Raw genomic sequence first — 25719 nt, forward strand, 5'->3', positions numbered from 1 at the left:
AAACGGAGGTGTGGATATGTCTGTTTTAATAACAGGAGGGGCTGGATACATAGGGACTCACACCTGTGTAGAATTATTAAATGATGGTCATGAAATCATTGTTGTCGATAACTTTTCTAATAGTCAGCCAGAAGCTCTACGAAGAGTAAAAGAAATAACAGGTCAAGAGTTCAAAACCTATGCCATAGACTTATTGGATGATCAATCGCTCGAAAGAGTGTTTACGGAAAACCGAATCTCATCAGTTATTCATTTCGCTGGGTTAAAAGCAGTTGGGAAATCTGTAACTGATCCGCTTTTGTATTACAGGAATAATGTCATAGGAACGATTATATTGTGTGAAGTAATGAACAAGTATGATGTTAAAAACATGGTATTCAGTTCATCAGCCACCGTGTATGGTCAGCCGGATCAAGTGCCGATTCGTGAAGATTCATCATTAAAGACAACCAATCCATATGGAAGAACCAAGCACATGATTGAGGAAATTCTGAGAGATCTATACATTTCCGATTCTTCATGGAGCATAGCACTCTTAAGGTACTTCAATCCGATCGGTGCTCATGAAAGCGGGATGATTGGCGAATCGCCTCAAGGAATTCCAAGCAATCTTCTTCCTTATATTTCACAAGTTGCGGTAGGAAGTTTAAAGGAACTGCGGGTATTTGGAAATGATTATGAGACAAAAGACGGCACAGGGGTGAGAGACTATATACATGTTGTAGATCTAGCACTTGGTCACGTTCGAGCTTTAGACAAAGTAGAATCATCAAAAGGAGTACACACTTATAATTTAGGGACTGGAAAAGGATATAGCGTACTAGAGATGGTTGAAGCTTTTGAAAAATCCTCCGGTAGATCAATTCCTTACACTATTATCAGTAGACGCCCTGGGGATATCCCAATTTGTTTTGCTGAAACAACAAAAGCAAATGTAGAACTGGGGTGGAGAGCAGAACGAGGGCTAAAAGAAATGTGTGAAGACACTTGGCGTTGGCAATCACGCAATCCAAATGGATATGAACAATCACATACAGAAAGTGAAACTTCGGTGCCGAGTAAAGCAGCGGAGTTTTTTGTTATTAAATAATGAGGAAGGGGTTAAAAATAATATGAAAAGATTATTAGATTTAACCATATCCATCCCTTTACTACTAATGATGAGCCCAGTGTTTGTGTTGATCAGTATAATATTAAAAGTGCAAATTGGATCGCCGATTTTTTTTACACAAGAGCGCCCAGGACTCAATGATGAGCCTTTTTATCTTTATAAATTCCGCACGATGAGTAATAGAACCGATGAACAAGGAAACCTACTTTCAGACGAAAAACGATTAACCGAGGTCGGCGCAATTCTTAGAAAATATTCGCTGGATGAGTTTCCTCAGTTAATTAATGTCATTAAAGGAGATATGAGTTTAGTAGGACCGAGGCCATTATTGTTAGAGTATTTACCATTATACACACCAGAACAATCTCTAAGAAATCTTGTGAAACCTGGGATTACAGGCTGGGCCCAAATTAACGGGAGAAATGCTATTACATGGGAAGAAAAATTCCGCTGTGATACATGGTATGTGAAAAACTGGAGTCTTGGGTTAGATATAAAAATTTTAGCTCTTACATTTAGTAAGGTCTTAAAAAAAGAAGGGATCAGCCACCAAAATCAAGTGACAATGGAAAAATTCAAAGGTTCAAAAGAAGTGATGTAAATGGAGATTATCTTAATTGGAGATGGCGGCCATAGTAAGGTTATTCAAGACATCATCATAGCTGAGAATAAGCATAAGATTGTTGCGGTTTTAGATGAAAAATATCTTGGAATTCATAAGGAAAATGGAATAATTTATGGACCATTTACTAATCTGAATCAACTCAATAACCAAGATTCACGGGTCCTTATAGCTATAGGAAACAACCAAATAAGAAAGAAAATAGTTAGAGAAATAAAACTAGATGAGAACCAGTTTATCAGCGTCATTCATCCTTCGGCTATTATTAGTCCTTCAGCAAAGATTGCTCCAGGAACGGTTGTAATGCCGAACGCAGTTATTAATGCTAATGCAGTCATTCACTCTCATTGCATTATCAATACAGGGGTGATTGTCGAACATGATTGCACTATATTCAACTACTCCCACTTATCGCCTCGAGTGACTTTAACTGGAAACGTGACAGTGGGTGAAGGAGCAAACATCGGCGCAGCAACTACTGCGATTCCTGGAGTTACAATAGGTGAGTGGAGCGTAATTGGTGCCGGAGCTACAGTCATCCGTGATATCCCTGGTTATCAAAAGGCAGTAGGATGTCCGGCAAAAGTCATGAATGCAGAGGTTCAGGTTCAACCACTTAAAGGAGGTGTCTAATGAAGAATTCAAAAATATATCTTTCTCCACCACACATGACGGGGAAAGAGCAACTGTATATTAATGAAGCATTTGAATCGAATTGGATCGCACCGCTTGGTAGAAATGTAGATATGTTCGAAAAAGAAATAGCAGAATATGTAGGAGCTAAAGGAGCCGTTGCTGTCAGTTCAGGTACAGCAGCCATCCATTTAGCTCTTTCTTTATTAGATGTAAAGCGAGGTGATCGGGTATTTTGTTCCACATTCACCTTTGTAGCTAGTGCAAATCCAATACTATATCAGGGAGCCGAACCAATATTTATTGACTCTGAACCTGAATCTTGGAATATGTCTCCACTGGCTTTAGAAAGAGCACTTTATGATGCTTATAAAGAAGGAAAATTACCTAAAGCTGTCATTATGGCAAATATCTACGGTCAATCTGGGAAAATGGATGAATTGATGACCCTTTGTGATCACTATCGGGTCCCGATAATTGAAGACGCGGCCGAATCACTTGGCTCAACTTATCATGGGAAACACAGTGGGAGCTTCGGTGATTTTGGAGTTTATTCGTTCAATGGAAATAAAATCATAACCACTTCCGGCGGAGGAATGCTTGTATCAAATAATGAAATAATACTAGAAAAAGCACGCTTCTTAGCTACTCAAGCCAGAGAGCAAGCCATTTATTATCAACACCATGAAGTGGGGTATAACTATCGGATGAGTAATATTCTGGCCGGTATTGGGAGAGCGCAATTAGAAGTAATCGAAGAACGTGTTCATGCAAAAAGAGAAGTATTTAAGATGTATGAACGCCTATTAGCTGATGTAGATGGAATAGATTTTCTAGCTGAACTCCCCGAAACTAGATCGAATCGTTGGTTGACTGTTTTTACCATAAATAATCTGGAAATTGCCGCAGAACCATTTGAGGTTCTTAAATCTATGACTGAACATAATATTGAAGTTCGACCGCTATGGAAGCCACTCCATATGCAACCGCTATATTTAGGCACACCCTATTATTCTCATTCGGAACATGTAGACGTATCAGAACAGTTGTTTAAAACAGGACTCTGTCTTCCATCTGGATCGAACTTATCTGAAATCGAACAGGTAAGAGTAGTCAATTGCTTAAAAGAATCGTTAAAAGGAGCTAAAAGAAAAGAAGGTATCTTCTAATAAATAAAATTGAGGTAACCATACATGATAGGAACTAACATTCATTGTATTCGAAAGAAAAGGGGCTTATCCTTGTCAGATTTGGCAGAGCGTGCGGGAATATCAAAATCTTATTTAAGCAACCTCGAAAGAAACTTAAATAAAAATCCTTCTATTAAAATGGTAGATAAAATTGCTTCTGTATTAGGAATTGATTTGTTGGTTCTAATGAAAAATGGAGACATTAATGATTTTCCTTATCAACCACTGGAAAAAGAATGGATGAAATTCATTAACGACTTAAAAGCATCAGGGGTTCAAAAAGATCAACTTAATGATTATAAGAAACTGATTGAATTTATTAATTGGCAGAACGAACAAGAAAAGGTTCCTCATAACTAAGGAAGTGAGGAGATAGATTGATGAGTGAAGGTAAACCAGTGAAAGTACTTCATGTTGTAGGGGTTATGAATAGAGCCGGCACTGAAACGATGCTCATGAATATTTACAGACAAATTGATAAAGAAAAAGTTCAATTTGACTTTGTTTCTTATAGTAATAAAGAAGGACACTATGACGAAGAAATAAGGAATTTAGGTGGTCGAGTTATTACATTATCTAATACTCAATCCGTTAAGGACCTATACCATGTTATTAAACAAAATGGTCCTTACCAGGCCCTCCATGCCCATACGTTATTCCATTGTGGTGTGGCCAATATTGCAGCTATTCTGACCGGAATTCCGATAAGGATTTCACATGCACATACCACGTTAGATAAAAACGATAGCATTTCCCGAAAAATTTATATAAAACTCATGCGAATGGTGATTAATATGGCCTCTACTAAGCGATTAGCTTGCAGCAAGGGAGCTGGTAAGTATTTGTTCGGGGAGAAATACCTGAGGAAATCTTCCTATAGTTATTTCCCTAATGTTATTAATTACGGTGAACTTCTAAATGAACGCGAAGAAGAAGTTAGTAATTTTAAGAGAGAAGTTGGTTTAGAAGATAAATTAGTGTTCGGTCATATTGGAAGGTTCATAGATGCAAAAAACCATCTTTATATAATTGAAATATTTAAATGTTTACTAAAGAAAGAACCTAATGCCAGGTTACTTTTAGTCGGAGAGGGTGACTTAAAGCAGGATATAGAGAACAGAGCAAAAGATGAAGGGATTTCTGAAAGCATCCGTTTTGTAGGGGTAAGGCAGGATATTGCCACTATGCTGCAAAGCATGGATGTTTTTTTATTCCCGTCGATCTATGAGGGATTAGGGTTAGTACTCTTAGAGGCTCAGGCTGCTGGAGTTCCCTGTATTGTATCTGAATCCATTCAACCAGAGGCGGATGTAGGTTTAGACCTGTTTTCTAAGTTGAATTTAAGAGAAGGTGCTGAAGTTTGGGCAGAAGCTGCTTTATCAAATGTAGGCAAAAAGGAACATAATAGAAATTTCATCGAATCAAGCTTTAATACAAACCACTATTCTCTAAATCAAGGGATTTCTAAGTTACTAAAAATATATAAAATTCCAGGTGGGGGAGTTTATGAAACACGTATTGATCGCCACGTTTGATATGGAGGTAGGAGGAGTCGAAAGAAGTTTAATTGGGATGTTAAACCATTTTGATTATGAAAATTACCATATAGATCTAATGCTTTATAGTCATACTGGTGATTTTATGAAATTACTGCCGTCGAAACCTAATTTACTGGAAGAGATGACCGTGTATAAAACCTTTAGAATGTCGATAAGTGAAACGATAAAGAATGGACAAATACATTTAGGTTTTATTCGCTTGATCGCTAAAATGCAGGCGGAATTAAGTTTCACTCAAGAAAAGGGATATAGACAAATGCAATACATGTGGAAGTATTCTTTACCTTTCTTGCCTAAACTATCTAGAAGGTATGACGTAGCTATCAGTTATTTATGGCCCCATTATTTTGTAGCCGAAAAAGTTGAGGCTAATACAAAAATTGCGTGGATTCACACTGATTATTCAATGGTAAACACGAATGTGAAATTAGATTTAGATCTTTGGAATAAATTCAATTATATTATTGCAGTCTCCGAAGACTGTAGGAATTCGTTTTTGGATAAATACCCGAGTTTAGACTCGAAAGTTGAGGTAATTGAAAATATTGCTTCCCCAAACTTAATAAGATCATTAGCCATGCAGCCAGTATCAGACCCTATGTATAGCGATAAGCGTTTTAAAATTGTTACTGTTGCGAGATTATCTTATGCGAAAGGGATCGATCATGCTGTCAAAGCTATGAAGAAGTTGGTTGGCCTATCTAACAATATAGTTTGGTATGTCATAGGCTATGGAGGAGATGAAGATGAGATAAGAAAGATGATAGCCGATTACAGGTTGGAAAATCATTTCATTTTATTGGGCAAAAAAATTAATCCTTATCCATATATAAAAGCGGCAGATTTATATGTGCAGCCTTCTAGGTATGAAGGGAAGGCAGTAACGGTTACAGAAGCAGCCATTTTGAATAAACCAATACTTATTACAAACTACCCAACGGCAAAGAGTCAAATTAATGATGGTGAAAATGGATACATCTGTCCAATGGGGAGTGAAGGGCTGTATGGGGGAATAAGAAAATTATATGAGAACAGGGAATTAAGAAATAAAGTAACCAATAATCAACAATTCACTCAAAATGCAGGGGACGAGTTAAATAAAATCTATGATTTATTAAATTCTGCTGGGAGACAAATTACAATCTAAAGGGGATAAAGATGTATGGAAAACGTATTGTTACTTGATACGTCAGTCGGGTCTTTAAATAAAGGTGACGACATTATTATGAAATGTATCAAAAATCATTTGAAGGAAATAACAATTAACGATTATTTATTAACTCTTCCGACACATGTAACTCCTTTTCAGTGGTATCAGGTTCTTAGAAATTCAAATAGGGTTAAAATTTACAAAGAGGCTAAATACAAATTTGTAGGTGGCACGAATCTTTTGACGATGAATATGTTGACACATTTTCCTCAATGGAATATTAATCTATTAAATTACCAACCACTGAAAGGGAGCGTGCTTTTAGGTGTAGGAGCTGGTAAAGGTGAAACTATGAATAGGTACACGAAAATTCTATATAAGAGAGTCTTATCCCACGAATATATCCACAGTGTTAGAGATGAACGTACAAAAAGGTTTGTTGAAGAAATAGGTTTACGTGCAATAAATACAGGGTGTCCAACACTTTGGGCTTTGGATAAGGAATTCTGTAAAACCATCCCGACGGGGAAGTCAAGATCAGTAATCTTTACCTTAACTCATCATTCAAAAGATTATGTTAAAGATCAATTGTTAATTGATACGTTATTAACAAATTATTCGAAAGTACATTTTTGGATTCAAGACAAAAAAGATCTTGGCTATCTTCAATTATTTAAGGGTATAGAGCATATTCATATAGTTTCTCCAACACTAGAAGCTTTTGAAGAAACCTTAAAAGAAGATGTAGATTATATAGGGACCCGTTTGCATGGCGGTATTTTTGCAATGAGGCATGGGAAAAGGTCGATTATTATTGGAATAGACGAAAGGGCTCGTGGTATGAGTGAAACGTATAATATCAATATGTTAGATAGAATAGATATGGAAAAGTTAGAAGATAAAATAAACTCCAGGTTTGTTACAGATATTAATATTAAGCATAAAGCCATAGATCAATGGTTAAATCAATTTCGCAGTATCACAACAAATAAAAAGTTTGAGGTGGATGTCATTTGAATAGGATCGTACTTGAACAGATGTTAATTACTAATAAAAGAGTCGATTACTATTTTAGCGTCTCAAAATCTTTAAGAAAGTATTTTAAAAGTGAAAACCATCTTTTTATAGAGTTTGAATATGATTTATCCAGCATCCCCGAAAGTATTTTAACGATACCTTTTGTAGCAAATGTCATCCCTTTAGCTTGGATAACCAATTCCACCATTTGTGTTTATGAATTAGATGAGGCATTTTACAGATCCCTTACTCAAATTAAAAAGGGGTATCAAGCGATGTATCCCGAAGTCCCTTTTAAAGGGAATATATTAATAGAAGAGATTGTGCCTAATACCTACAAACCCAGAGTTGAGGGAGCTCAATTATTTAGTGGGGGGTTAGATGCACTTGCTACATTTACAAGAATTCATAATAAGAATCCCTTGTTAATTACGGAATATGGATGGCATAAAAATGAAATCGAAAAGAGTAAAGTATGGGATAATGACAAAAAGTTAGTGACTGACTTCGCAAGAAAGAATCAATTGAAGAATATATTTATTCATTCTAATTTTGGGACTTTCATGAATGCCCAAGTTATTGATCGCTACTTTCAAAGAAGATTGGGAGATTCATGGTGGCATGGTCTTCATCATGGATTGGCTATCATAACAGCTGCGATCCCTATTGCATACTTATTTCGAGTAGAGAATATCTATATAGCAAGTTCCTACTTCGAAGGATATAAAGCAAAGTGTGCATCTGACCCCACTATTGATAACCATATAAAATATGCTTCTGGAGGGGTGTTTCATGATGGGTACGATATTCACAGACAGCAAAAGGTAAAAGCTGTTCTTAATTTCTTTGAAGATAATCCAGATCAGGCAAAGCTAAGAGTATGCTTCTTAAATGAACAAAATTGTTGCGCTTGTGAAAAATGCATGAGAACGATTTTAGGGATTGTAGCAGAGGGGAAAGATCCGAGAGATTTTGGATTTAATGTTCCAGAAGACCTATCTCATCATGTAAGAGAATTTTTGAGAACCGAAGTGAAATTTTTCACTCCGGCTAGAATCATGCAGTGGAATCTGGCTAAGGAAAGAATGGTCGAAAACAAGTATAAAATCGCCTATACAAATTTACTCCAATGGTTTATACCCTACGATTTTGCAAAAGAAAAGAAAAGGTCTCTTCTGACTTATCGATTAACGAAATTCGTACCGATTATTAAGAGAAGACTAAAAAAACGTATAACAAGACTATTTACACAAAAACAATTGAATTAGAAGGCGTTAATCATGAGAATACAAAATTCATTGAGAAATATGTTTTTTGGTGTGGCAGGACAATTGATTACTATTATGATGGGGTTTATTGTAAGAACCGTATTTATATACACCCTTGGTATTGAATATGTTGGCATTGAGGGATTATTTACCAGCATTTTATTGATGCTGTCTCTAGCTAACCTTGGGTTTGATACAGCAATGATCTATAGTTTGTACAAGCCACTTGCAGAAGGTGAAAAATATAAGATTCAAGCATTAATGAATTTATACAAGAAAGCCTACCGTATTGTGGGCTTCGTTGTGTTAGCTATAGGGTTGTTCTTATTACCTTTTTTACCCTATCTAATTAATGGAAAAGGTCCGGTAGAAAATATTCAGACCATTTATATTCTCTTTTTACTTCAATCAGCTGCTTCCTACTTTTTCATTTATAAGCAATCCATATTAATAGCTGATCAAAGAAATCATATTGTTTCTAAGATTCATAGTGCTTTTATTATCATTTCAAATTCACTGCAAATCCTATTACTAGTATTCGTGGGCAGTTATATACTGGTTTTAGTTACTCAACTTTCTTTTAGAGTTTTTGAGAATATGTATATAGCGAAAAAGGTTGATCGTTTATATCCCTATCTAAGAGGAATGAATAAAGCAGTATTATATGGGGATGAAAAGAAGAGGCTTTTTCAAGATTTATACTCCCTATTTCTATATAAGATCAGTGGTGCAGTCATAAACGGCACAGATAATATCTTAATTTCTATGTTTATAGGAATTACAGTTGTTGGTATCTATTCTAATTACTTGTTATTGCTATCAACCTTAACAACATTATTAAGTTATATCTTTTATTCTTTAACGGCAAGCGTGGGTAATTTAATTGTTCAAAATAATAGAGAAAAGAAATACCATATATTTCGTGTTATTCGCTTCTCAAACTTCTGGGTCTACGGATTATGTTCTATATGTTTATGGGTGTTATTAGACCCTTTTATATCCTTATGGATAGGAGAACAATACTTGCTTGGGAGTATAGTAGTAGGGATTATTATCCTGAATTTTTATACTACAGGAATGCAAGGTGCTTCAACCACATATCGGGAAACCACTGGGTTGTTTAAAAAAGGCAAATATAGGCCCATCATTGCTGCTGGGCTCAACTTAGCTCTTTCATTGATTTTAGTAAGAGTTATTGGGCTAACTGGTATCTTTTTAGGTACTATATTTAGTCGCTTAATGGTTTATTTTTGGTATGACCCGTATATTATTTATAAATACGTTTTTAATAGACCTTTAAAAGAACATTTTATTAAGTACGTTTCTTATACTTTTGTTGTTGCAGGGGCAGGATTAATTACAAAATTAGCTGCCAATCAAATTCAAACAAATCATCAAACCTTGACTTTATTGTTGATGGGTATGCTCTGTCTTACCATACCTAATTTAATCTTTTACTTGTTTTTTAGAAATAGTAAGGAATTTAATTACTTGTCTAGTGTACTGAGAAATTTATACCAGAATAAGTTCTTAAAGACATATTCAAAAAAATACCATATACAAAATGAAAAAAGTTAAGTTTATAGACTTAACTTTTTTTAATTTTTAAATCTATATGGAGGGCTTAGAAATGGTTAACAAACATTTAAGGGAAATGGTGAAGAGTAAGTGGTTCTTAGTCATTACCTTAGTGAAGGTATTTGCAATATTAATCTGGTTACCAGTAAATCTAACAGAATCTACAATTCCATTTATAGTAAATTATTTGTCATCCTTTGAAAACCCCTGGATTTACGTATATCAACATCCGAATAGTAGCTTAGAGTTCCCTTATCCAGCAGGTCTGCTTTATTTACTCACACTATTTTTAAGCCCATTATCTATTTTTCCAAGCTTATCCTTACACCTACAAGTTTTCCTTATTCAACTTCCTACTTTATTGGCAGACATCCTGATTTGTTATTTCTTATTAAGGGTTTTTCCCGATAAAAAGAAATTTGTGATTCTAATCTATTATTGTTCTCCTATTATATTTGTGGCTAGCTACATCTACCCAAACCATGATTTAATAGCCATTGCGGCGTTGTTTATTTCAATTTTTTACTTAATTAGAAAACAGCATGTAAGATCTGCTGTTTTTTTTGGTATTGGTTTTTCTTTAAAAGTCCCGGTTATTTTCACTTTACCGATGATTGCACTTTATATAGTGAAAGCTCATAAGATTAAGCACTTGTGGCAGTTCTCTGTCATATCCTTGATCGCATGGTATCTGATTGTTAGTAGATTTCTACCAACAGAAGCCTATCAATCCCTGGTGTTTATGAATGAAGACCAATTTAAATTGTTTGATATTTACCTGAAAATGGAGAATTTAAAAGTCTACGTGGCCCCATTATTCTTAGCTTTACTTTATATCCAATTCCTAAGACATTCCAAGATTAATGTAAACTTTCTATTGACCTACGTAGGGATGCTTTACTTTGTATTTGTTCTTTTTATTCCACCAATGCCTCATTGGTATGCATGGTCATTTGTGTTTGCATCTATTTATTTCATTCAAACAGCATCGAACTTAAACAACCTATACCTTTATACAATATTAACAGTCATCTACTTAAGTTATTTCACTCTGTTCTATCCTGAACCGAGTGGGATAATTGAGAGTATATCAATAATGCTTAATATAAGTATGAGTGACATTTTCTTATCCAATTTAGTATTTACCCTTTTTGAGGGCGCCTTACTATTAACAATATGGGTGTTTTACAGATATGGAGTTCTTAGCAACTCCCTGTATAAAGTTAATGTAAAACCTACTGTAATAGGAATAGGTGGGGACAGTGGGGTTGGAAAAACTACTCTCACTCATAGTCTGAAAAAGATGTTTGGAAAAGAAAGAGTTCTTATTGTTGAAGGAGATGGAGATCATAAGTGGGAACGAGGTCATGAGAAATGGAATAAATTCACTCACTTAAATCCAAAAGCAAACTTTCTACATCAACAAGCAGCAACTCTGGAGAAACTTAAGAATGGTACACCTACTCAGAGAGTCGAATATAACCACAGCAATGGAACATTCACGAGTCCCCGGAGGATAGATCCGAATGATTTTATAGTAATGTGTGGGTTGCACCCACTTTATTTAGCAAAGACAAGAAATGTTATGGATTTAAAAGTCTATATAGACACAGATGAAAACCTAAGAAAACACTGGAAAATTACTAGAGATTGCGGGGAGAGGGGGTATACGGTAGAAAAAGTTATGAACCAAATAGAGTCTCGTATCGAGGATGCAAAAAAATATATCTATCCGCAAAAAAATTATGCGGATATTGTGATTAAGCATTACACAGAGGACTCATTCACTCTCGGGGATACTAAAGAAAACCCGAAAATTAAACTTAAAATCATTTGCAGTACTGATTTTTGTTTAGACCCAGTTCTAAATACATTGGATAATTACTCAGTTGCCTATGAGCATGACTATGAAAGTAATTTACTCTCCCAATATCTTATCCTCCATGAGCCAGTAACTCAGGAGGTTGTCAATGAAATCGCTCACTTTACGATAGAGAATTTATATGAAGTTACACGAGGGCATGTTATCCAGTGGGGAGAAGAATATGACTCCTTCATTCAATTAATGATGCTGATTTGCGTGAGTGAAAAAATGAAAGGAGAATCACACCTTGTCTTATAAAGGAATTTTACTAGATTTGGACAATACTCTCTACGACTACCATTTAGCACATGAAAAAGCATTAGAACAAGCGCTGAACTACGCTGTAGATATTTTAGGAGTTGAAAAAGAAGAAATATTTTCCTCCTATAACCAAGAAAGAGAAAAGATTAAGGTAGAACTATTAACCACCGCAGCTTCGCATAATCGAATGCTCTACTTTCAAAGGTTGTACGAGAATTTCGACGTTAACCCTCAAATATATGCATTAAATACCTATGACCTCTATTGGGAAACATTTTTGAACAATATGTATCTGTTTCCTGGAGTCACAGATTTTTTAGAAGCATCAAAGGATATTCCAATTTGTTTAGTTACTGATTTAACATCTCATATTCAACATAGAAAGCTTAAGACTCTTGGGGTGCAAGAATATATTCAATTCGTTGTTACCAGTGAAGAAGCAGGCAAAGAGAAGCCGCATCCTTATATATTCATGTCAGGGTTAAGGAAACTAGGACTGGATAGAGAAGATGTCATAATGATTGGAGACAATTTCGAAAAGGATATTAAAGGGGCGAGTTTATTGGGAATCAAGTCTTTTTGGTTAACTATACCTTTACCCTCTCAAGAAGAAAAGTTAAATAACGTCATTGAAGTTAGTAGTTTTTCAGAAGTAAAGGAGCAAATTTTTCATGTCCAACACATCTGATCTTCAAAACTTTATATCAATGTCATTATTTGCAGGAGAGCGTTTCGATTTAATACAAGCTGGTGGAGGGAACACATCTGTTAAATTGAGCAAAAGTGAGATGTTGGTAAAAGCTTCTGGACACCTTCTGTCTGAAGTAAGTGAGAATCACGGCTATGTACGGGTAGATTTAGTAAAAGTGAAGGACATCATGAACAATTCTTTGGTTGTGAACGAATCTGATAAAAGAACGAGGGAAGATCTTTCATCCTCATTAATTATGGAAACTATTACTAACGCAATGGAGAGAGACCGTCCTTCTATTGAGACATTTTTACATTCATTTTTATATAAATTTACTCTTCACACACACCCTATTGTTGTAAATCAACTGGCATGTTTAAAAAATGGTATGGACCAGCTGAGTGAATTATTTCCAAATGCCATTACCGTCGATTATAAGACTCCTGGAATAGATCTTGCTATAGAGTTAAAAAAGGAGTGCAGAAACTTCAGCAGACAAAATGGTAGTCTTCCCAAAATTGTATTTCTTCAAAATCACGGCCTAATAATAAGTTCGGACTGTGTAAATGAAGTTAGAAAAATAACGAATGATGTCATAACCAAATTAGAAAATTTTTTAGGAGTAAACTATAAGAAGTATAGATTAACGAATAAATTATCGTCTATTATGAATAGCCATGGAATAAGAAGCCAAGTTTCCTATTTATCAGAAGATAGCTATCTTCAATCGATTACTAAAGCTAAACCAAATTGGATAAAATCCTCTCCTCTGTGCCCTGATACTCTCGTTTTTTGTGGATATAAGATCGTGGAAATAAAGGATGATGGAGTAGAAATGGCTGAATATATGGATTGGTATGGCAAGTACCCTAAAGTTGTTTTAATGGATGGGTACTTGTTTTTTATATCTTCAAATATTAAAAAAGCTAAGGAAGCAGAGGAAGTGTTTAAGGCACACCTTTTCACGGTAGAACAAATTTTCGATCAGCAGCAGTCACTTGAATTGGAAGAATTACAATATCTAGATAATTGGAAAGCAGAAAAATTCAGGCAAACCATCTAAGGAGGTCTCAATGTGAAAATAGTAATCCCTATGTCTGGTAGAGGCAGCAGGTTTCTAGATGCAGGATATACTCACCCCAAACCACTAATTGAAGTTGATGGCTTTCCAATGATAGAGCAAGTCGTTAACATGTTTCCTGGAGAATCAGATTTTATTTTTATCTGCAGTAACGATCACTTGGAGTCGACAAATATGGAAGAAATATTGGTTCGAATTGCACCAAAAGGGAAAATAGTCGGCATTGATCCTCATAAAAAAGGACCGGTATATGCAGTTTCGAGAGCTTTTGACTATATCAATGACGATGACGAAGTGATAGTGAATTATTGTGATTTTTCCTGTTATTGGAATTATGTAGAATTCTTAAAGGATGTTAGGAGTAGTCATTCAGATGGGGCTATTGCTGCATACAAAGGTTTTCATCCTCATATGTTAGGGACGACAAATTATGCATTTATGAGAGAAGAAAATCAATGGATGTTAGAGATTAAAGAAAAAGAGCCTTTTACAAATAATAGGATGAATGAGTACGCATCAAGCGGTACGTATTATTTTAAGACCGGCAGTATGGTGAAAAAATATTTCGAGGAGCTTATGAACAAAGGAATCGATTTAAAAGGGGAGTACTACGTCAGCTTAGTCTACAACCTAATGAAAAGTGATGGGTTAAAGATTAGAATTTTTGAGATTGATCATATGCTGCAATGGGGTACTCCTCAAGACTTAGAAGAATACTTACAGTGGTCTCATTATTTTAAAGAGATCATCAACAGAGGAAATAGCAAAGATTTATTGTATGACATGACGACAATGATTCCTTTATCGGGAAGGGGGAAAAGGTTTTCTGAGAAAGGGTATCGTTTGCCCAAACCTCTGATCTCCGTATCAGGTAAACCGATGGTTCTACAATCTCATGACCACCTTCCACAGTCTGCCCATCAAATTTTTATTTGCTTGGAAGAACATTTGAATCAATATCATTTAGAAGAGGAAATCAAAAGATCTTATCCTAAAGCAGATATTATGAGGTTGTCACAAGTCACGGAAGGTCAAGCAGTCACTTGTGAATGGGCATTGGAGCAACTTGATTTAGAGCGACCGCTACTTATTTCCGCTTGCGATAACGGGGTGCTATGGAATGAAGAGAAATTCCAAGATATGTTGCTGGATGAGAGTGTAGATGCAATTATATGGAGTTTCAGAAATCATCCTTCAAGCAACGCTCATCCTGAAATGTACGGATGGGCAAATACTAATACTAACTCAGAGGTGACTTCTGTTTCCGTAAAAAAACCAATTAGCCACAACCCTGAAAATGATCATGCCATAGTTGGAACTTTTTATTTTCGTAAGGCGAGAGATTATAAAGAAAGTGTTAAACGAATAAAAGCTAAAAACATACGCGTAAATGGAGAGTTCTATGTAGATAGTTCAATTAATGAATTAATAGCAATGAATTTGAAAGTAAAGGTATTTGAAGTCGATCATTACATTTGTTGGGGAACCCCAAATGACTTGAGAACCTTTGAATACTGGCAGAGTTTTTTCCATAAGTGGAAGTGGCATCCTTATCATTTAGATAAGGATATTTTTATGGCACCTGAAAAAATTAATAAATTGGATGAAAAGTACAGATGTCCCAAGCCAGTCTTACAGTAAGGTCTAAGTTCCAGCAGCAAATTCAGCGTTTTTTAGTTACAGGGGTATCAGCAGTTCTTGTTGACACCCTCTTTTATTTCTTGTTGATACAAGTAATATCAACATCTTTATCTAAGATGATATCTTTCCTATGTGGTACGATCTTAGCCTACATTCTGAATAAATTTTGGACATTTAAAAAGAAAGCAAAATCTCATATCGAACTTTTTCAGTATATGGGTTTATATTTATCGACTTTAGGCATAAATGTTGCTTCAAATATGCTCTTTCTTACTTTTACTTCAAATAAAATTATTGCTTTTGTTTTTGCTACAGGTATCAGTGCTTCATTAAATTTTATTGGACAGAAATGGTGGGTGTTTAAAGAATGATTAAATATTCTGTTGTCATACCGTGTTATAACGAAGAAAAGAATATACCTTTAATTTTGAAAAGGTTTAATCAAGTTATTAATAGAAATGATATCGAAGTCGTTTTAATCAACAATGGTTCAAAGGATAATAGCAGAATTACTTTAAGTGAAGTTATTCCAAAGTACTCCTTTGCAAAAACGTATGAAGTTAAGGTGAATCAAGGGTATGGCTACGGGATTTTGTATGGATTACAAAAAGCTAAGGGTGAATATTTGGGATGGACACATGCTGATATGCAAACAGACCCAAATGACGTCATGTCAGCCATTGAAGAAATAGAAAAAAATAGATGTCCTCAAAATATTTACATCAAAGGAAAACGGAAAAATCGTCCAGTATTTGATCAGGTCTTTAGTATTGGAATGAGTATATACGAAACCATACTATTGCGCACCAAATTAGTTGATATCAATGCCCAGCCTAACCTATTCCATAGGAGCTTTTATGATAGTTTAACGGATGCGCCTAAAGACTTTTCACTTGACCTTTATTTTCTATATATGGCTCAAAAGAAAAAACAGAAAATCCATAGGTTTGAGGTCTCCTTCCCAGAAAGACTACATGGACACTCTAGCTGGAATACCGGCTTATCATCAAAATGGAAGTTTATAAAAAGAACGCTCTCCTTTAGTACGAAGCTAAGAAAGGAGTATTTAAAATAATGGAATTTATTGCACATAGGGTTAATACCATTGAAGAATTAAAGTATATCCCTCAAGAACATGGGGTGGAAGTCGACTTAAGAGATTATGGGGACCGGTTAGTCCTCCAGCACGAGCCTTTTATAAATGGAGAAGACTTTGAAGAATACTTAAAACATTATCACCATGGCACGCTGATTTTGAATATTAAAAGTGAAAGGATAGAGCTTAAAGTATTGGAACTTTTAAAAAAATATAAGGTCAAAAATTACTTTTTTCTAGACTCTTCTTTTCCGATGATCCATTTATTAACAAACAATGATGAAAAGAATGTTGCCATTCGATTCTCTGAATATGAAGGGATAGACACAGTGTTGGCTATGAAAGGAAAAGCCAAATGGATTTGGGTTGATTGTTTTTCACAACTTCCACTTAATCTGGCTTTATACAAAGTCTTAAAAAAGGCTGGATTTAAGCTTTGTCTAGTTTCGCCAGAATTGCAAGGAAGAGATGGTGATCTGCAACAGTATAAAGATTATCTTGAGGAAGAGAAGTTATCTGTGGATGCTATTTGCACAAAAGTGTATAACATAGATCAGTGGAAAACTGTTGAAATGGGAAAAGGTGAAAGATATGTTGAGCAAAAATAAAACAACTTTAAAAAAAGAATCAGATTTAGTGTTCGGTGTCACCGTTTTTTTAACCGCTTTATTCTCTGTATATTTTTATCAAGTAGCCTGGGGATGGCCGATTGTTGATAGCTATCCGCAAATAGAAAGAATGTTAGACAGCAGCTACCTAACGAATGATTTTCACACAAATACATTCGGCGATTTTTCTGCGCGATTATATATTGCGTATTTTTTTATTTTTGGATCCGAATTTTTTCAAACACACTACACTATATTCATTGGATATGCTAACCTGTTAAGAATTTTTCTATTGACGACGGCTGTTTTTATATTTTTAAACACGGTATCTAAGAATAAATACGTCGCTCTCATTGGAACTTTCCTTGGAGCCGTTTCTTTCTATAGTGTACCGAGAATGATAGCTTGGTTTTTTAGTACTCCAGTCATTAGTGCTGCTGAAATTTCACTTATTATCATTATTTTCAGTACTGCTCTAATTTATCAAAATAAATTATCTATAGGCTTTTTACTACTCGGACTTTCGATGGTCATCCATCCAGTTGTAACCATCCATGGAGCAGGGTTCGCGGCAATCTTATATTTTACTAAGTATGGTCTCGGAGCCTATAAAAAACTTTTTAAGGTTCCTGTATTACTTGCGTTTAGTTTTATGGCAGGTACTTTTCTTCTCAATTACATTCCATACAAAAATTCCTTAAAGGGCTCTACTTTATTATCTAGTAGTGAGTTCACCCACATTATTGGAGAAGTAAGGCACCCGCATCACTATATTCCGTCCATGTTTGGTTTAGAAATTTGGGGGTTGTTCTTGTTCTATGCTGCCACCTTTATTTATATGAGCTTTAAATTAAAAAAGCAGTTGGCAAAAAGTATAAATACCTTTATAAAATACTATTTAATCTATCTGAGTCTCGTATTAGTGGTAGGGTATATTTTTGTTGAGGTATGGCCTATAAAAGAAGTTGTAACGATTATTCCTTATAGATCACTGGTGTTTTTTGGTTTAGTGTATTTATTACTATTTTCCCAATACGTGTTCTATAAGTTTAAAAATAAAGATTACATTTCATTTTTATTTTTGCATCTACCGTTTATTCCTATTTTAGCTCAAGACATCCTTGTTTCTAGCATTTGTATGATTGTTGCCTTTTCTTATGCGATTCTAACGGATTTTCTTGCGTCAAGAAATATTAAATTATCAATAAAGATTGACCAATATTTTTTCAATAGGGTGAACTTAAACTACTTCTATTTATTTATCATTACGTTTGCTTTAGCCAGTGCTTATTTTGGATTGGGCAGAGGCATTGCCTTTAATATTCCAAATATCAATGCCAAAGAAAATGAGGTGTATAAATGGTTGAACGAGAACACCCCTGAAGAGTCCGTTGTTTTGGCAGAGTTAGATGTTGATTACTTAGTCAATCAGAAAATCAGGCTGATATCGGATAGAGCAGTGCCTATAAGTAAAGATTTTCCATTTAATGAAAAGTATTATTCTGATTGGAACGAAAGATATATAGATATATACGGAGGTAAGTACGATAACTTAAACTATATAAACAACATGTCAGAAGCGGAACTGAATGATATTTCAAAGGAATATGGAGTCGATTACTACCTGAGAACTAAGAAACTTAAGCAAAGTGAGAACGTAAGTTTGGAAAAAATTATAAGGATGAATGAAGAAAATGTATATATTTATATGAAGAATTAAGTGTTCGTTATTTCTATTAAAGAGAGTATGAAGTGTGGCATCCAACAAATGATAGAATGGGCATTCTATTTATGGTAGTTAGATTTTTTGAGAAAGGATATAGAAAATCACTCACGTTACAATGAGAAACTCACATGTAGTTCTATTTAACGATAGTACAGAACTAACATCACATGTATAGAAGAATGGAGGATACCCATTGAAAATAAATAATAAAACTCTAATTATTACCTTTTCTCTATTAGTACTAGGAATCATTTTGGCTGCTTATTTAGTATCGCACAATTCTAACAATGCTGAAAATGAAACAAAGGCTGCAAAAAATGATGATAATAAAGATATTTATGAGCTGGAGTTAGAACGATGGGATATATACAACGATGGAACACACCCTAAAAAAACGACCGATGGCTTGAATAATGCCTTAAAATGGGCATCTGACAATGGATTTTCAACTTTCAAAATTCCAAAAGGAGAGTATCTTATCAGTAAAGGGGAAGAGCCTTCTGATTCTGACGCAAGAATTAATATGGTAAGTAACATGAAGTTTGAATTAGATAATAATGCTGTAATTAGAAAGGAGAAGAATGGGTTCGAAGCTTATGAATTATTGTACATGGCACCTGGGACTAGAGATGTAATCATAAAAGGAGGTACTTATGAAGGGGATCGGCTATCTCATGATTACACAGGCAAAGATAATGAGTATTCTCAGAATACACATGAATTCGGCATGGGAATTTATGGGGTGGGTGTGAAAAATATAACCATTAAAGGAGTGAAAACCAAAGACTTTACTGGCGATGGAATAATGATTGGAGGGAGTTCTACGCAAATTAATATTCTAATCGCAGAAGATTTTGAATCTGGTTCAATCAGCAGTGAAGGAGTTTTCGTTGATGATACTTCAAAAACCCGAACTACTAATAAACTCAAAACTAATTTTGATAACCAGAAATTTGAGGAATTTAATACTTTTCAATTTTCCAGACCTAAAGGACTTTCAAAAGAGGCGAATTATGAAGTGTTCTTTTACGATTCCAATGATCGTTTTATTTCAAAAATTAAACATAATGAAATGGATTGGAACTTAATTGAAATCCCTAAGGAGGTTAGTTATTTCCATGCTGTATTTGACCAACCATATTCTGAAGGTTTCAGCGTGGAGTATTGGAATAAAGTTATCTCGGAGAACATCTCTATCTCTAATAGCGAATCCTTTCTGAATCGCAGGCAGGGAATAACGGTAGCAGGGGTAAATGAGATGAAGATTGAAAACAATGATATACATGATATTAAAGGTATTGCACCTCAATCGGGTATTGATTTAGAAGCAGGTTTTTATCCTAATACAAATATAACGATTAATAATAACAAGATTTATAATAATGAGAGGTATAATGTTATTCTTTTTGATGGAGAAGATGTAATTGTCGAAGGGAATTATCTAGGGGAAAATGAAAATAGATCATCAATAGGAGTTGCTATCTCAAAACCTTTCAGGAGTGGAGCGCTAATTAAGGGAAACCATTTTGATGGTTCTAAAATAGTAGCAGAGGGGGAAGCTAAGTTTGTAGATAACACTATGAATGATTCTATTGCTACACTTTTTGGTCCCAAAACAGAGGTTGATGGAATGCAATTTAAAAACTCACAATTAAGTATTAGAAGTACTGAGCCTAATGGGGTTGCAGTATCTAATATAGAAATGGAAAGTAACATGGAGCAAACCAACACGCTAAGCATTAACGATCATCCGGTGCATCTTAAAAATATTACTTTGAAAGGAAAGGCAGCTCAACGGAGTATAGTCGGCAATGTTGAAGAGGGAAGTGTATTTGATAATTTAAAAGTCATAGGTTTTAACTCAACCTATGGAATTGACCTTCCAAGAGGAACCTATAACGACTGTTCATTTGAATCGTCACAAGAGGGAAATGGAACAGTAGTCATAAATGATTCAGGAAACTATATATTAAACCAGTGTACGTTAAAAGGACTGGATCAACTACTTGTAATTGAAAATAAAGACGCTGATGTTGAGGTGCATGATTCACATTTTGACTTGTGGGATGGAGAGTCTTCCATTTCTGTGAATGAAGCAAAGATGGTCTCGATTCTTAATAATACCATTAAGATGAAAGGTTCTGCATCCATTGAGGAGACAATAAAAGTTCAGGAAACATTTACTTCTACATCAAAGTTTAAAATTGACGGCAACAGGGTTGAGTCAAAGCGTTCAAACTAGGGCTAATAATTGTAGAGCACAATAGTTGTAAGTAGATTTTGTTTTTACCTGTAAAAAAGGAGGCTAGTTGATTTGGTCTTCTCTTTTTTACATAAAATCTCTTAGCCTAAATCTCGTAATTATTTATTAGGAATATTTTTATTGTATTAATAAGATTGTAAGAAAGTCAATGTGGATAGTAACGCACAAGTTTATCGAGATAATTCAAACATAAGTCTTACGGATAAGAGGATAGGATTTAATTCGAAGAGGATAAATTTTAAAAAATTAAAAAATTATTGTATTTTGTATAAAAATGCGCTATGTTCTTAATGTAGAACGATAGATATTTTAACACATATTATTAGTATAATTATTTACATTTAATTGTTTACTCGAAAGCGGGAAGCCCTCGATTTTTCTTCTGCAGCAGAGTTTGTAAACAAGCTGCCTCAAGGGTTGGACACGATTATTGGCGATCGTGGCATCAAGTTGTCTGGAGGAGAACGGCAACGGCTTGTGCTCGCCCGGGCTTTTCTTAGAAAGCCATCGATTTTAATTTTAGACGAAGCGACTAGTGCGCTGGATACTGAAAATGAGAAGAAAATTCAACAGGCGATCGAGCGACTGAAAGGTAAGATGACGATTATTGTAATTGCTCACAGACTATCTACAATCCGGAATGCTGATCAGGTAATTGTACTTGAGGAGGGGGAGGTTGTGCAGCAAGGGCAGTTCAATCAACTCGCTCAGGATAAGAAAAACATTTTTAGTCACTTATTGGGAAATCAAATGAAGTTCGTTCCTTAAATAAAAAATTTTTAGTTTCTTGTTCTTTATTAAGAATTAAGGAGGAGGATTTTAAAATGAAAAAGTTATACAGGAAACCTGAGGTTTTAGATCATCGTCCCATTCAGTTTGAAACTTCGCAAAGCTGGAATAGAGGGAGAGGGCCGGTATCCGGGGATCCAGGAAAGAGTAATGGTAAAAATTATCCGCATGACCCTTATAAACCTAAAAAACCTCATCCTAATAAGTAACTATAAACGGGGGTATGGCTAATTTATTCGTCTCCCGTAAATAAGGAGTCTATCAATGGATAAGCTTATGTTAGCAATTGGAGACCATTTTATTGAAGTAACTGGAGATTATTCTCGGTCAACCTTACTAAGTTACGATTCTTTCTTTAAAAATGGGGATCAAAAGGTAGACTTGATTCTAACTTTGAAGGAAGGGTATGGGGATCCTTTTAGGGACTACGAAGTGACGATTACTTCCACAGAGGACAATATCATTTTTCGACGTGCGGATTATCTCATTCAAATAGACGTTGAGTATCGAAAAGCGGAGTTATTTTATTACGATGGACTTGCTCTCAAGCATGCATTGATGAATCTCTACAGCGCTTTTATTGTTCATCATAATTGGGGTGTGCTTCTTCATTCTTCCAGTGTGATTGAGGGTTCTAAGGCGCATATCTTTTCCGGACAGTCAGGGGCAGGGAAATCGACAGTGGCTAAAATGTCTCAGCCCAGAGATCTTCTTTCTGACGAAGCGACTATTATTAAAATTACCGATGATGAGGTCAAAGTGTATCCTTCTCCTTTCTGGAGTGAACTCCGCGCGAGCCATGTAGGAGAAGCAACTCTCTCAAGTATTCAGCTGCTGTATCAGGCGAAAATTAATCGTAAACAGCCGCTTAAGAAAAGTCAGGCATTGGTCCAATTAATTGATAAAGTCTTTTACTGGTCGTATTCCCCGGCACAGACAACCCAATTGATGACTTTATTGAAACAAGTCGTAGAACAAGTACCTATACACGAGCTTTATTTCAAAAAAGATCCTTCTTTCTGGGAGTTGATATCATAATGAATCTTTATAAAAGAAAAGAATTCCACGAAGTGATGCAGGTAGACAATGAATGGATTATTTTGAACTTAGAAGATTATACGGCTACAACGGTGAATGAAGTAGGGAACTTTTGTTGGAACGAGCTTGCTACATCCCACTCCTCAGAAGAGATTGTTAGTAAAGTGAAGCAGCAATACGATATAGATGAGGACCAGATCGAAAAAGATATAGCCCTTTTCTTAGCAAATCTACATCAATGCGGGTTGGTTGAAAATGTCGGTTAAGCCTCTTCATGCGGTGGCTATACAGGGCATCATCCATAAGAAGGGGTTTATTGATTTACCTTCTTTAGGAAATAGTATGTATCCGTTGATTAAAGAAGGTGACATTTGCCGATTTGTAACGTGTAACTTTACTCATTTGACGGAAGGGGATATTCTTCTTTACCACTTGAATGGTGAACTCGTCGCTCATCGTTTAATTGAGAAAATAAACGTAGAAGGAAATGTCTTTTTTCAATGTAAAGGGGATACGAACCTTGGGAAGGATCAATGGGTGATGGAGAAAGATGTAATCGGTAAACTTCTCTATATTAAAAGAAATAAACGGGTAACGTCTGCTCTTGGGCGCACGGCAAAAGTATGGGGATGGAGCATTTTATCCCTGCCGGTGCTTTCTTCATTTTTAAGGTTTTATATAAATAAAAAAGGAGTCTGAGGTTAGGGGGGATGGTAATGAAAAGGTTACTCAATAATACCGAAATATCACAGTACTTTTCATTAGGAGAGCTGAAGAGAATAATCCAATTGCTGTTTCCCTATGTGAGAAAACATAAAAAGGCTTATATGGGGTTATTCATCATGCTCCTTTTGGACATTACTTTAGCGCTCGCCTTTGCCTGGTTCTTTGGAAATACAATTGATGCTGCTGTGCAAGGGAATTTCGAGCAGCTAAAGTGGCTGATCGCAACTGGTGTTGCTATTTCGATTCTGAGTATGGCTGTAAATTTTACAGATACGTACCTTGAAACCGTGGCCTTAAATGGTGTGAAAAAAGACTTTAATCATGATGTTTACGAGCACGTTATACGAATGAATGGGAAAAATTTTACGAATTATCATTCAGGAGAACTGTTTTCCCATTTTGCCCACGACCTCCATCAGATTGAAGGGGTTATAGGAAGGGGATTGCTTAATTTGATTCGAGTGCCCATCATCTCTATTTCTGTTTTCATTTATTTACTTCATATTAATTGGGCTTTGACATTAGTGATTCTGCTCGTTATTCCTTTAGCCATTTTGGGTGGAGCCTTGTTTGGGGTTTTGCTTAGAAATAATAGTAGAGAAATACACGAATTGATGGGGAAAATCAGCAAAACCTTAAACGAAACTTTTCAGGGTCTAATGGTTATCCGTTCTTTTACACTGGAATCCTTTTTTAAACAGAAGTATAAAAAAAGCCAGGATGAGTTATATCAATTGGAACTGAAGGATGCAAAGCTAAGAGGCTGGTTTAACACCGGAGGAGAAGCGGTTGGGATGATGACGTTCCTGACTACCTTAGCTGTGGGGATGTATTTCGTGACGGATGACATTCTCACAATCGGGGCCCTTTTAACATACATCAATCTGGTAAATCATCTCATCTATCCAATGACAGGAATTGCGGGACAATGGGCAGGTTATCAGAGGTCAGTTTCAGCAATTGAACGAATTATTCGCTTGCTGGATCAACCGAGAGAAAAAGGAACCGTTGGATCATACATTCCTGATTGTGAAGATCGAATTGAAGCTAAACATATTACGTTTAGTTATGATAATAGCAATCCTGTGTTTACAGACTTTACTATTACTCTGCCTGCCAATAAGCTGACAGCCATTGTGGGACCAAGCGGCGCGGGGAAATCAACGCTGTTCTATCTATTGCAAGGACTCTATCAGCCGCAGCAAGGCACGATCTGTATTGATGGAATATCTATCGATGAAGAAAATCTCCAAAGCCTACGTCAGTCTATGGCCTATGTTCCTCAGGAGACCTATTTATTTAGTGGCACCATCCGGGAAAATCTCCTGATTTCCGGTAATGACAGGACAACTGAAGCGCAAATGATGGAAGCAGCGATAAGTGCTAATATCCATGAATTCATTCAATCCCTTCCAGAAGGTTACGATACAGAAATCGGGGAGCGGGGCGTAAGGTTATCAGGCGGGCAAAAGCAGCGTGTAGCCATTGCGAGGGCACTTTTGAAGAATGCTCCTATTTTATTATTGGATGAAGCCACATCATCGCTTGATAACGAGTCAGAATATCTAGTGCAGGAAGCCCTGGGGCGATTAATGAAAGGACGAACCACTGTTGTCATTGCCCATCGGTTGTCTACTATTCAACATGCCGATAAAATTTTGGTCTTGGATCAGGGGAGGGTGGTTCAACAGGGGACACATGAACAGTTGCTTCGGACAAACGGCCTCTATAATGATTTATATCGTAAAAGCTACTTTCATAAGGATGGTTATCCTGAGGTGTTTTCTATAAATGCCTAGGAAAGGAG

24 protein-coding genes and 1 pseudogene are annotated in these 25719 nt (G+C 35.7%); all 25 read left to right on the forward strand.

Going from position 1 to position 25719, the window contains the following annotated elements:
• Positions 1 to 16: 16 nt before the first annotated feature.
• The 25 genes and pseudogenes from galE to HBHAL_RS04925 all read left to right on the forward strand — a co-directional run bounded on the left by galE (position 17) and on the right by HBHAL_RS04925 (position 25711).
• On the forward strand, positions 17 to 1090 hold the full coding sequence (gene galE, locus HBHAL_RS04810) for a UDP-glucose 4-epimerase GalE (RefSeq protein WP_014642234.1): 1074 nt from the start codon (positions 17 to 19) through the stop codon (positions 1088 to 1090).
• 22 nt (positions 1091 to 1112) lie between these two features.
• A complete protein-coding gene (locus tag HBHAL_RS04815) occupies positions 1113 to 1712 on the forward strand; it encodes a sugar transferase (protein ID WP_014642235.1) in 600 nt (199 codons plus the stop codon).
• Entirely contained in the window at positions 1713 to 2366 is a 654-nt protein-coding gene (locus HBHAL_RS04820; RefSeq protein ID WP_014642236.1) for an acetyltransferase, read from the forward strand. It abuts the gene before it with no gap.
• Positions 2366 to 3535 carry an aminotransferase class I/II-fold pyridoxal phosphate-dependent enzyme gene (locus HBHAL_RS04825; protein WP_014642237.1) on the forward strand — a complete coding sequence of 390 codons (1170 nt, stop codon included), beginning with the start codon at positions 2366 to 2368 and terminating at the stop codon, positions 3533 to 3535. The genes HBHAL_RS04820 and HBHAL_RS04825 overlap by 1 nt, the downstream gene beginning before the upstream one ends.
• 24 nt (positions 3536 to 3559) lie before the next feature.
• Positions 3560 to 3916: a helix-turn-helix domain-containing protein gene (locus tag HBHAL_RS04830; protein WP_014642238.1), complete on the forward strand. Its 357-nt coding sequence runs from the start codon at positions 3560 to 3562 to the stop codon at positions 3914 to 3916.
• 20 nt (positions 3917 to 3936) lie between these two features.
• Positions 3937 to 5091 carry a glycosyltransferase family 1 protein gene (locus HBHAL_RS04835; RefSeq protein WP_014642239.1) on the forward strand — a complete coding sequence of 385 codons (1155 nt, stop codon included), beginning with the start codon at positions 3937 to 3939 and terminating at the stop codon, positions 5089 to 5091.
• A complete protein-coding gene (locus tag HBHAL_RS04840; protein WP_014642240.1) occupies positions 5063 to 6262 on the forward strand; it encodes a glycosyltransferase in 1200 nt (399 codons plus the stop codon). The genes HBHAL_RS04835 and HBHAL_RS04840 overlap by 29 nt, the downstream gene beginning before the upstream one ends.
• Before the next feature lie 15 nt (positions 6263 to 6277).
• Complete coding sequence (locus tag HBHAL_RS04845) at positions 6278 to 7282, forward strand: polysaccharide pyruvyl transferase family protein (RefSeq protein ID WP_014642241.1); 1005 nt, start codon at positions 6278 to 6280, stop codon at positions 7280 to 7282.
• Positions 7279 to 8550: a hypothetical protein gene (locus HBHAL_RS04850; RefSeq protein ID WP_014642242.1), complete on the forward strand. Its 1272-nt coding sequence runs from the start codon at positions 7279 to 7281 to the stop codon at positions 8548 to 8550. Before HBHAL_RS04845 ends, HBHAL_RS04850 begins: the two co-directional genes overlap by 4 nt.
• 12 nt (positions 8551 to 8562) lie before the next feature.
• Positions 8563 to 10128 (forward strand): lipopolysaccharide biosynthesis protein, encoded by a 1566-nt coding sequence (locus HBHAL_RS04855; protein ID WP_014642243.1) that lies wholly within the window; start codon positions 8563 to 8565, stop codon positions 10126 to 10128.
• Between the two features lie 52 nt (positions 10129 to 10180).
• Entirely contained in the window at positions 10181 to 12250 is a 2070-nt protein-coding gene (locus tag HBHAL_RS20335; RefSeq protein WP_014642244.1) for a phosphoribulokinase, read from the forward strand.
• A complete protein-coding gene (locus HBHAL_RS04865; RefSeq protein ID WP_014642245.1) occupies positions 12240 to 12941 on the forward strand; it encodes an HAD family hydrolase in 702 nt (233 codons plus the stop codon). The genes HBHAL_RS20335 and HBHAL_RS04865 overlap by 11 nt, the downstream gene beginning before the upstream one ends.
• Positions 12925 to 14007, forward strand: a complete 1083-nt coding sequence (locus HBHAL_RS04870) for a class II aldolase/adducin family protein (RefSeq protein ID WP_014642246.1) — start codon at positions 12925 to 12927, stop codon at positions 14005 to 14007. The genes HBHAL_RS04865 and HBHAL_RS04870 overlap by 17 nt, the downstream gene beginning before the upstream one ends.
• Positions 14008 to 14019: 12 nt before the next feature.
• Positions 14020 to 15666, forward strand: a complete 1647-nt coding sequence (locus HBHAL_RS04875; RefSeq protein ID WP_014642247.1) for an NTP transferase domain-containing protein — start codon at positions 14020 to 14022, stop codon at positions 15664 to 15666.
• The gene (locus HBHAL_RS04880; RefSeq protein WP_041601201.1) at positions 15642 to 16037 is read left to right on the forward strand and encodes a GtrA family protein; all 396 of its coding nucleotides are present in this window, start codon (positions 15642 to 15644) and stop codon (positions 16035 to 16037) included. Before HBHAL_RS04875 ends, HBHAL_RS04880 begins: the two co-directional genes overlap by 25 nt.
• The gene (locus HBHAL_RS04885; protein WP_014642248.1) at positions 16034 to 16741 is read left to right on the forward strand and encodes a glycosyltransferase family 2 protein; all 708 of its coding nucleotides are present in this window, start codon (positions 16034 to 16036) and stop codon (positions 16739 to 16741) included. Before HBHAL_RS04880 ends, HBHAL_RS04885 begins: the two co-directional genes overlap by 4 nt.
• Positions 16741 to 17370 carry a phosphatidylinositol-specific phospholipase C/glycerophosphodiester phosphodiesterase family protein gene (locus HBHAL_RS04890; protein ID WP_014642249.1) on the forward strand — a complete coding sequence of 210 codons (630 nt, stop codon included), beginning with the start codon at positions 16741 to 16743 and terminating at the stop codon, positions 17368 to 17370. Before HBHAL_RS04885 ends, HBHAL_RS04890 begins: the two co-directional genes overlap by 1 nt.
• The gene (locus HBHAL_RS04895; protein ID WP_158512345.1) at positions 17357 to 19090 is read left to right on the forward strand and encodes a DUF6798 domain-containing protein; all 1734 of its coding nucleotides are present in this window, start codon (positions 17357 to 17359) and stop codon (positions 19088 to 19090) included. The genes HBHAL_RS04890 and HBHAL_RS04895 overlap by 14 nt, the downstream gene beginning before the upstream one ends.
• Before the next feature lie 199 nt (positions 19091 to 19289).
• Entirely contained in the window at positions 19290 to 21338 is a 2049-nt protein-coding gene (locus HBHAL_RS04900; RefSeq protein ID WP_014642251.1) for a right-handed parallel beta-helix repeat-containing protein, read from the forward strand.
• Between the two features lie 387 nt (positions 21339 to 21725).
• Positions 21726 to 22127, forward strand: a pseudogene (locus HBHAL_RS04905) (ATP-binding cassette domain-containing protein); the annotation flags it as partial.
• Positions 22128 to 22183: 56 nt separating this feature from the next.
• Positions 22184 to 22357, forward strand: a complete 174-nt coding sequence (locus HBHAL_RS21345) for a hypothetical protein (RefSeq protein ID WP_158512346.1) — start codon at positions 22184 to 22186, stop codon at positions 22355 to 22357.
• Positions 22358 to 22412: 55 nt separating this feature from the next.
• Positions 22413 to 23186, forward strand: a complete 774-nt coding sequence (locus HBHAL_RS04910; RefSeq protein ID WP_014642252.1) for a hypothetical protein — start codon at positions 22413 to 22415, stop codon at positions 23184 to 23186.
• Positions 23186 to 23452: a PqqD family protein gene (locus HBHAL_RS04915; RefSeq protein ID WP_014642253.1), complete on the forward strand. Its 267-nt coding sequence runs from the start codon at positions 23186 to 23188 to the stop codon at positions 23450 to 23452. The genes HBHAL_RS04910 and HBHAL_RS04915 overlap by 1 nt, the downstream gene beginning before the upstream one ends.
• Positions 23442 to 23885 (forward strand): signal peptidase I, encoded by a 444-nt coding sequence (locus HBHAL_RS04920; protein ID WP_014642254.1) that lies wholly within the window; start codon positions 23442 to 23444, stop codon positions 23883 to 23885. Before HBHAL_RS04915 ends, HBHAL_RS04920 begins: the two co-directional genes overlap by 11 nt.
• Positions 23886 to 23902: 17 nt before the next feature.
• A complete protein-coding gene (locus HBHAL_RS04925; RefSeq protein ID WP_145955992.1) occupies positions 23903 to 25711 on the forward strand; it encodes an ABC transporter ATP-binding protein in 1809 nt (602 codons plus the stop codon).
• Positions 25712 to 25719: the final 8 nt, after the last annotated feature.

The sequence above is a fragment of the Halobacillus halophilus DSM 2266 genome, from assembly GCF_000284515.1.
Taxonomy (GTDB): domain Bacteria; phylum Bacillota; class Bacilli; order Bacillales; family Halobacillaceae; genus Halobacillus; species Halobacillus halophilus.

Excerpts from the sequence above, each read along its gene's own strand:
- HBHAL_RS04825 (WP_014642237.1), top strand. The coding sequence starts at position 2,366 with ATGAAGAATTCAAAAATATATCTTTCTCCACCACACATGACGGGGAAA.
- HBHAL_RS04890 (WP_014642249.1), top strand. The coding sequence starts at position 16,741 with ATGGAATTTATTGCACATAGGGTTAATACCATTGAAGAATTAAAGTAT.
- HBHAL_RS04835 (WP_014642239.1), top strand. The coding sequence starts at position 3,937 with ATGAGTGAAGGTAAACCAGTGAAAGTACTTCATGTTGTAGGGGTTATG.
- galE (WP_014642234.1), top strand. The coding sequence starts at position 17 with ATGTCTGTTTTAATAACAGGAGGGGCTGGATACATAGGGACTCACACC.
- HBHAL_RS04845 (WP_014642241.1), top strand. The coding sequence starts at position 6,278 with ATGGAAAACGTATTGTTACTTGATACGTCAGTCGGGTCTTTAAATAAA.
- HBHAL_RS04910 (WP_014642252.1), top strand. The coding sequence starts at position 22,413 with ATGGATAAGCTTATGTTAGCAATTGGAGACCATTTTATTGAAGTAACT.
- HBHAL_RS04885 (WP_014642248.1), top strand. The coding sequence starts at position 16,034 with ATGATTAAATATTCTGTTGTCATACCGTGTTATAACGAAGAAAAGAAT.
- HBHAL_RS04820 (WP_014642236.1), top strand. The coding sequence starts at position 1,713 with ATGGAGATTATCTTAATTGGAGATGGCGGCCATAGTAAGGTTATTCAA.
- HBHAL_RS04830 (WP_014642238.1), top strand. The coding sequence starts at position 3,560 with ATGATAGGAACTAACATTCATTGTATTCGAAAGAAAAGGGGCTTATCC.
- HBHAL_RS04915 (WP_014642253.1), top strand. The coding sequence starts at position 23,186 with ATGAATCTTTATAAAAGAAAAGAATTCCACGAAGTGATGCAGGTAGAC.
- HBHAL_RS20335 (WP_014642244.1), top strand. The coding sequence starts at position 10,181 with ATGGTTAACAAACATTTAAGGGAAATGGTGAAGAGTAAGTGGTTCTTA.
- HBHAL_RS04840 (WP_014642240.1), top strand. The coding sequence starts at position 5,063 with ATGAAACACGTATTGATCGCCACGTTTGATATGGAGGTAGGAGGAGTC.
- HBHAL_RS04855 (WP_014642243.1), top strand. The coding sequence starts at position 8,563 with ATGAGAATACAAAATTCATTGAGAAATATGTTTTTTGGTGTGGCAGGA.
- HBHAL_RS04925 (WP_145955992.1), top strand. The coding sequence starts at position 23,903 with ATGAAAAGGTTACTCAATAATACCGAAATATCACAGTACTTTTCATTA.
- HBHAL_RS04870 (WP_014642246.1), top strand. The coding sequence starts at position 12,925 with ATGTCCAACACATCTGATCTTCAAAACTTTATATCAATGTCATTATTT.
- HBHAL_RS04880 (WP_041601201.1), top strand. The coding sequence starts at position 15,642 with ATGTCCCAAGCCAGTCTTACAGTAAGGTCTAAGTTCCAGCAGCAAATT.
- HBHAL_RS04815 (WP_014642235.1), top strand. The coding sequence starts at position 1,113 with ATGAAAAGATTATTAGATTTAACCATATCCATCCCTTTACTACTAATG.
- HBHAL_RS04920 (WP_014642254.1), top strand. The coding sequence starts at position 23,442 with ATGTCGGTTAAGCCTCTTCATGCGGTGGCTATACAGGGCATCATCCAT.
- HBHAL_RS21345 (WP_158512346.1), top strand. The coding sequence starts at position 22,184 with ATGAAAAAGTTATACAGGAAACCTGAGGTTTTAGATCATCGTCCCATT.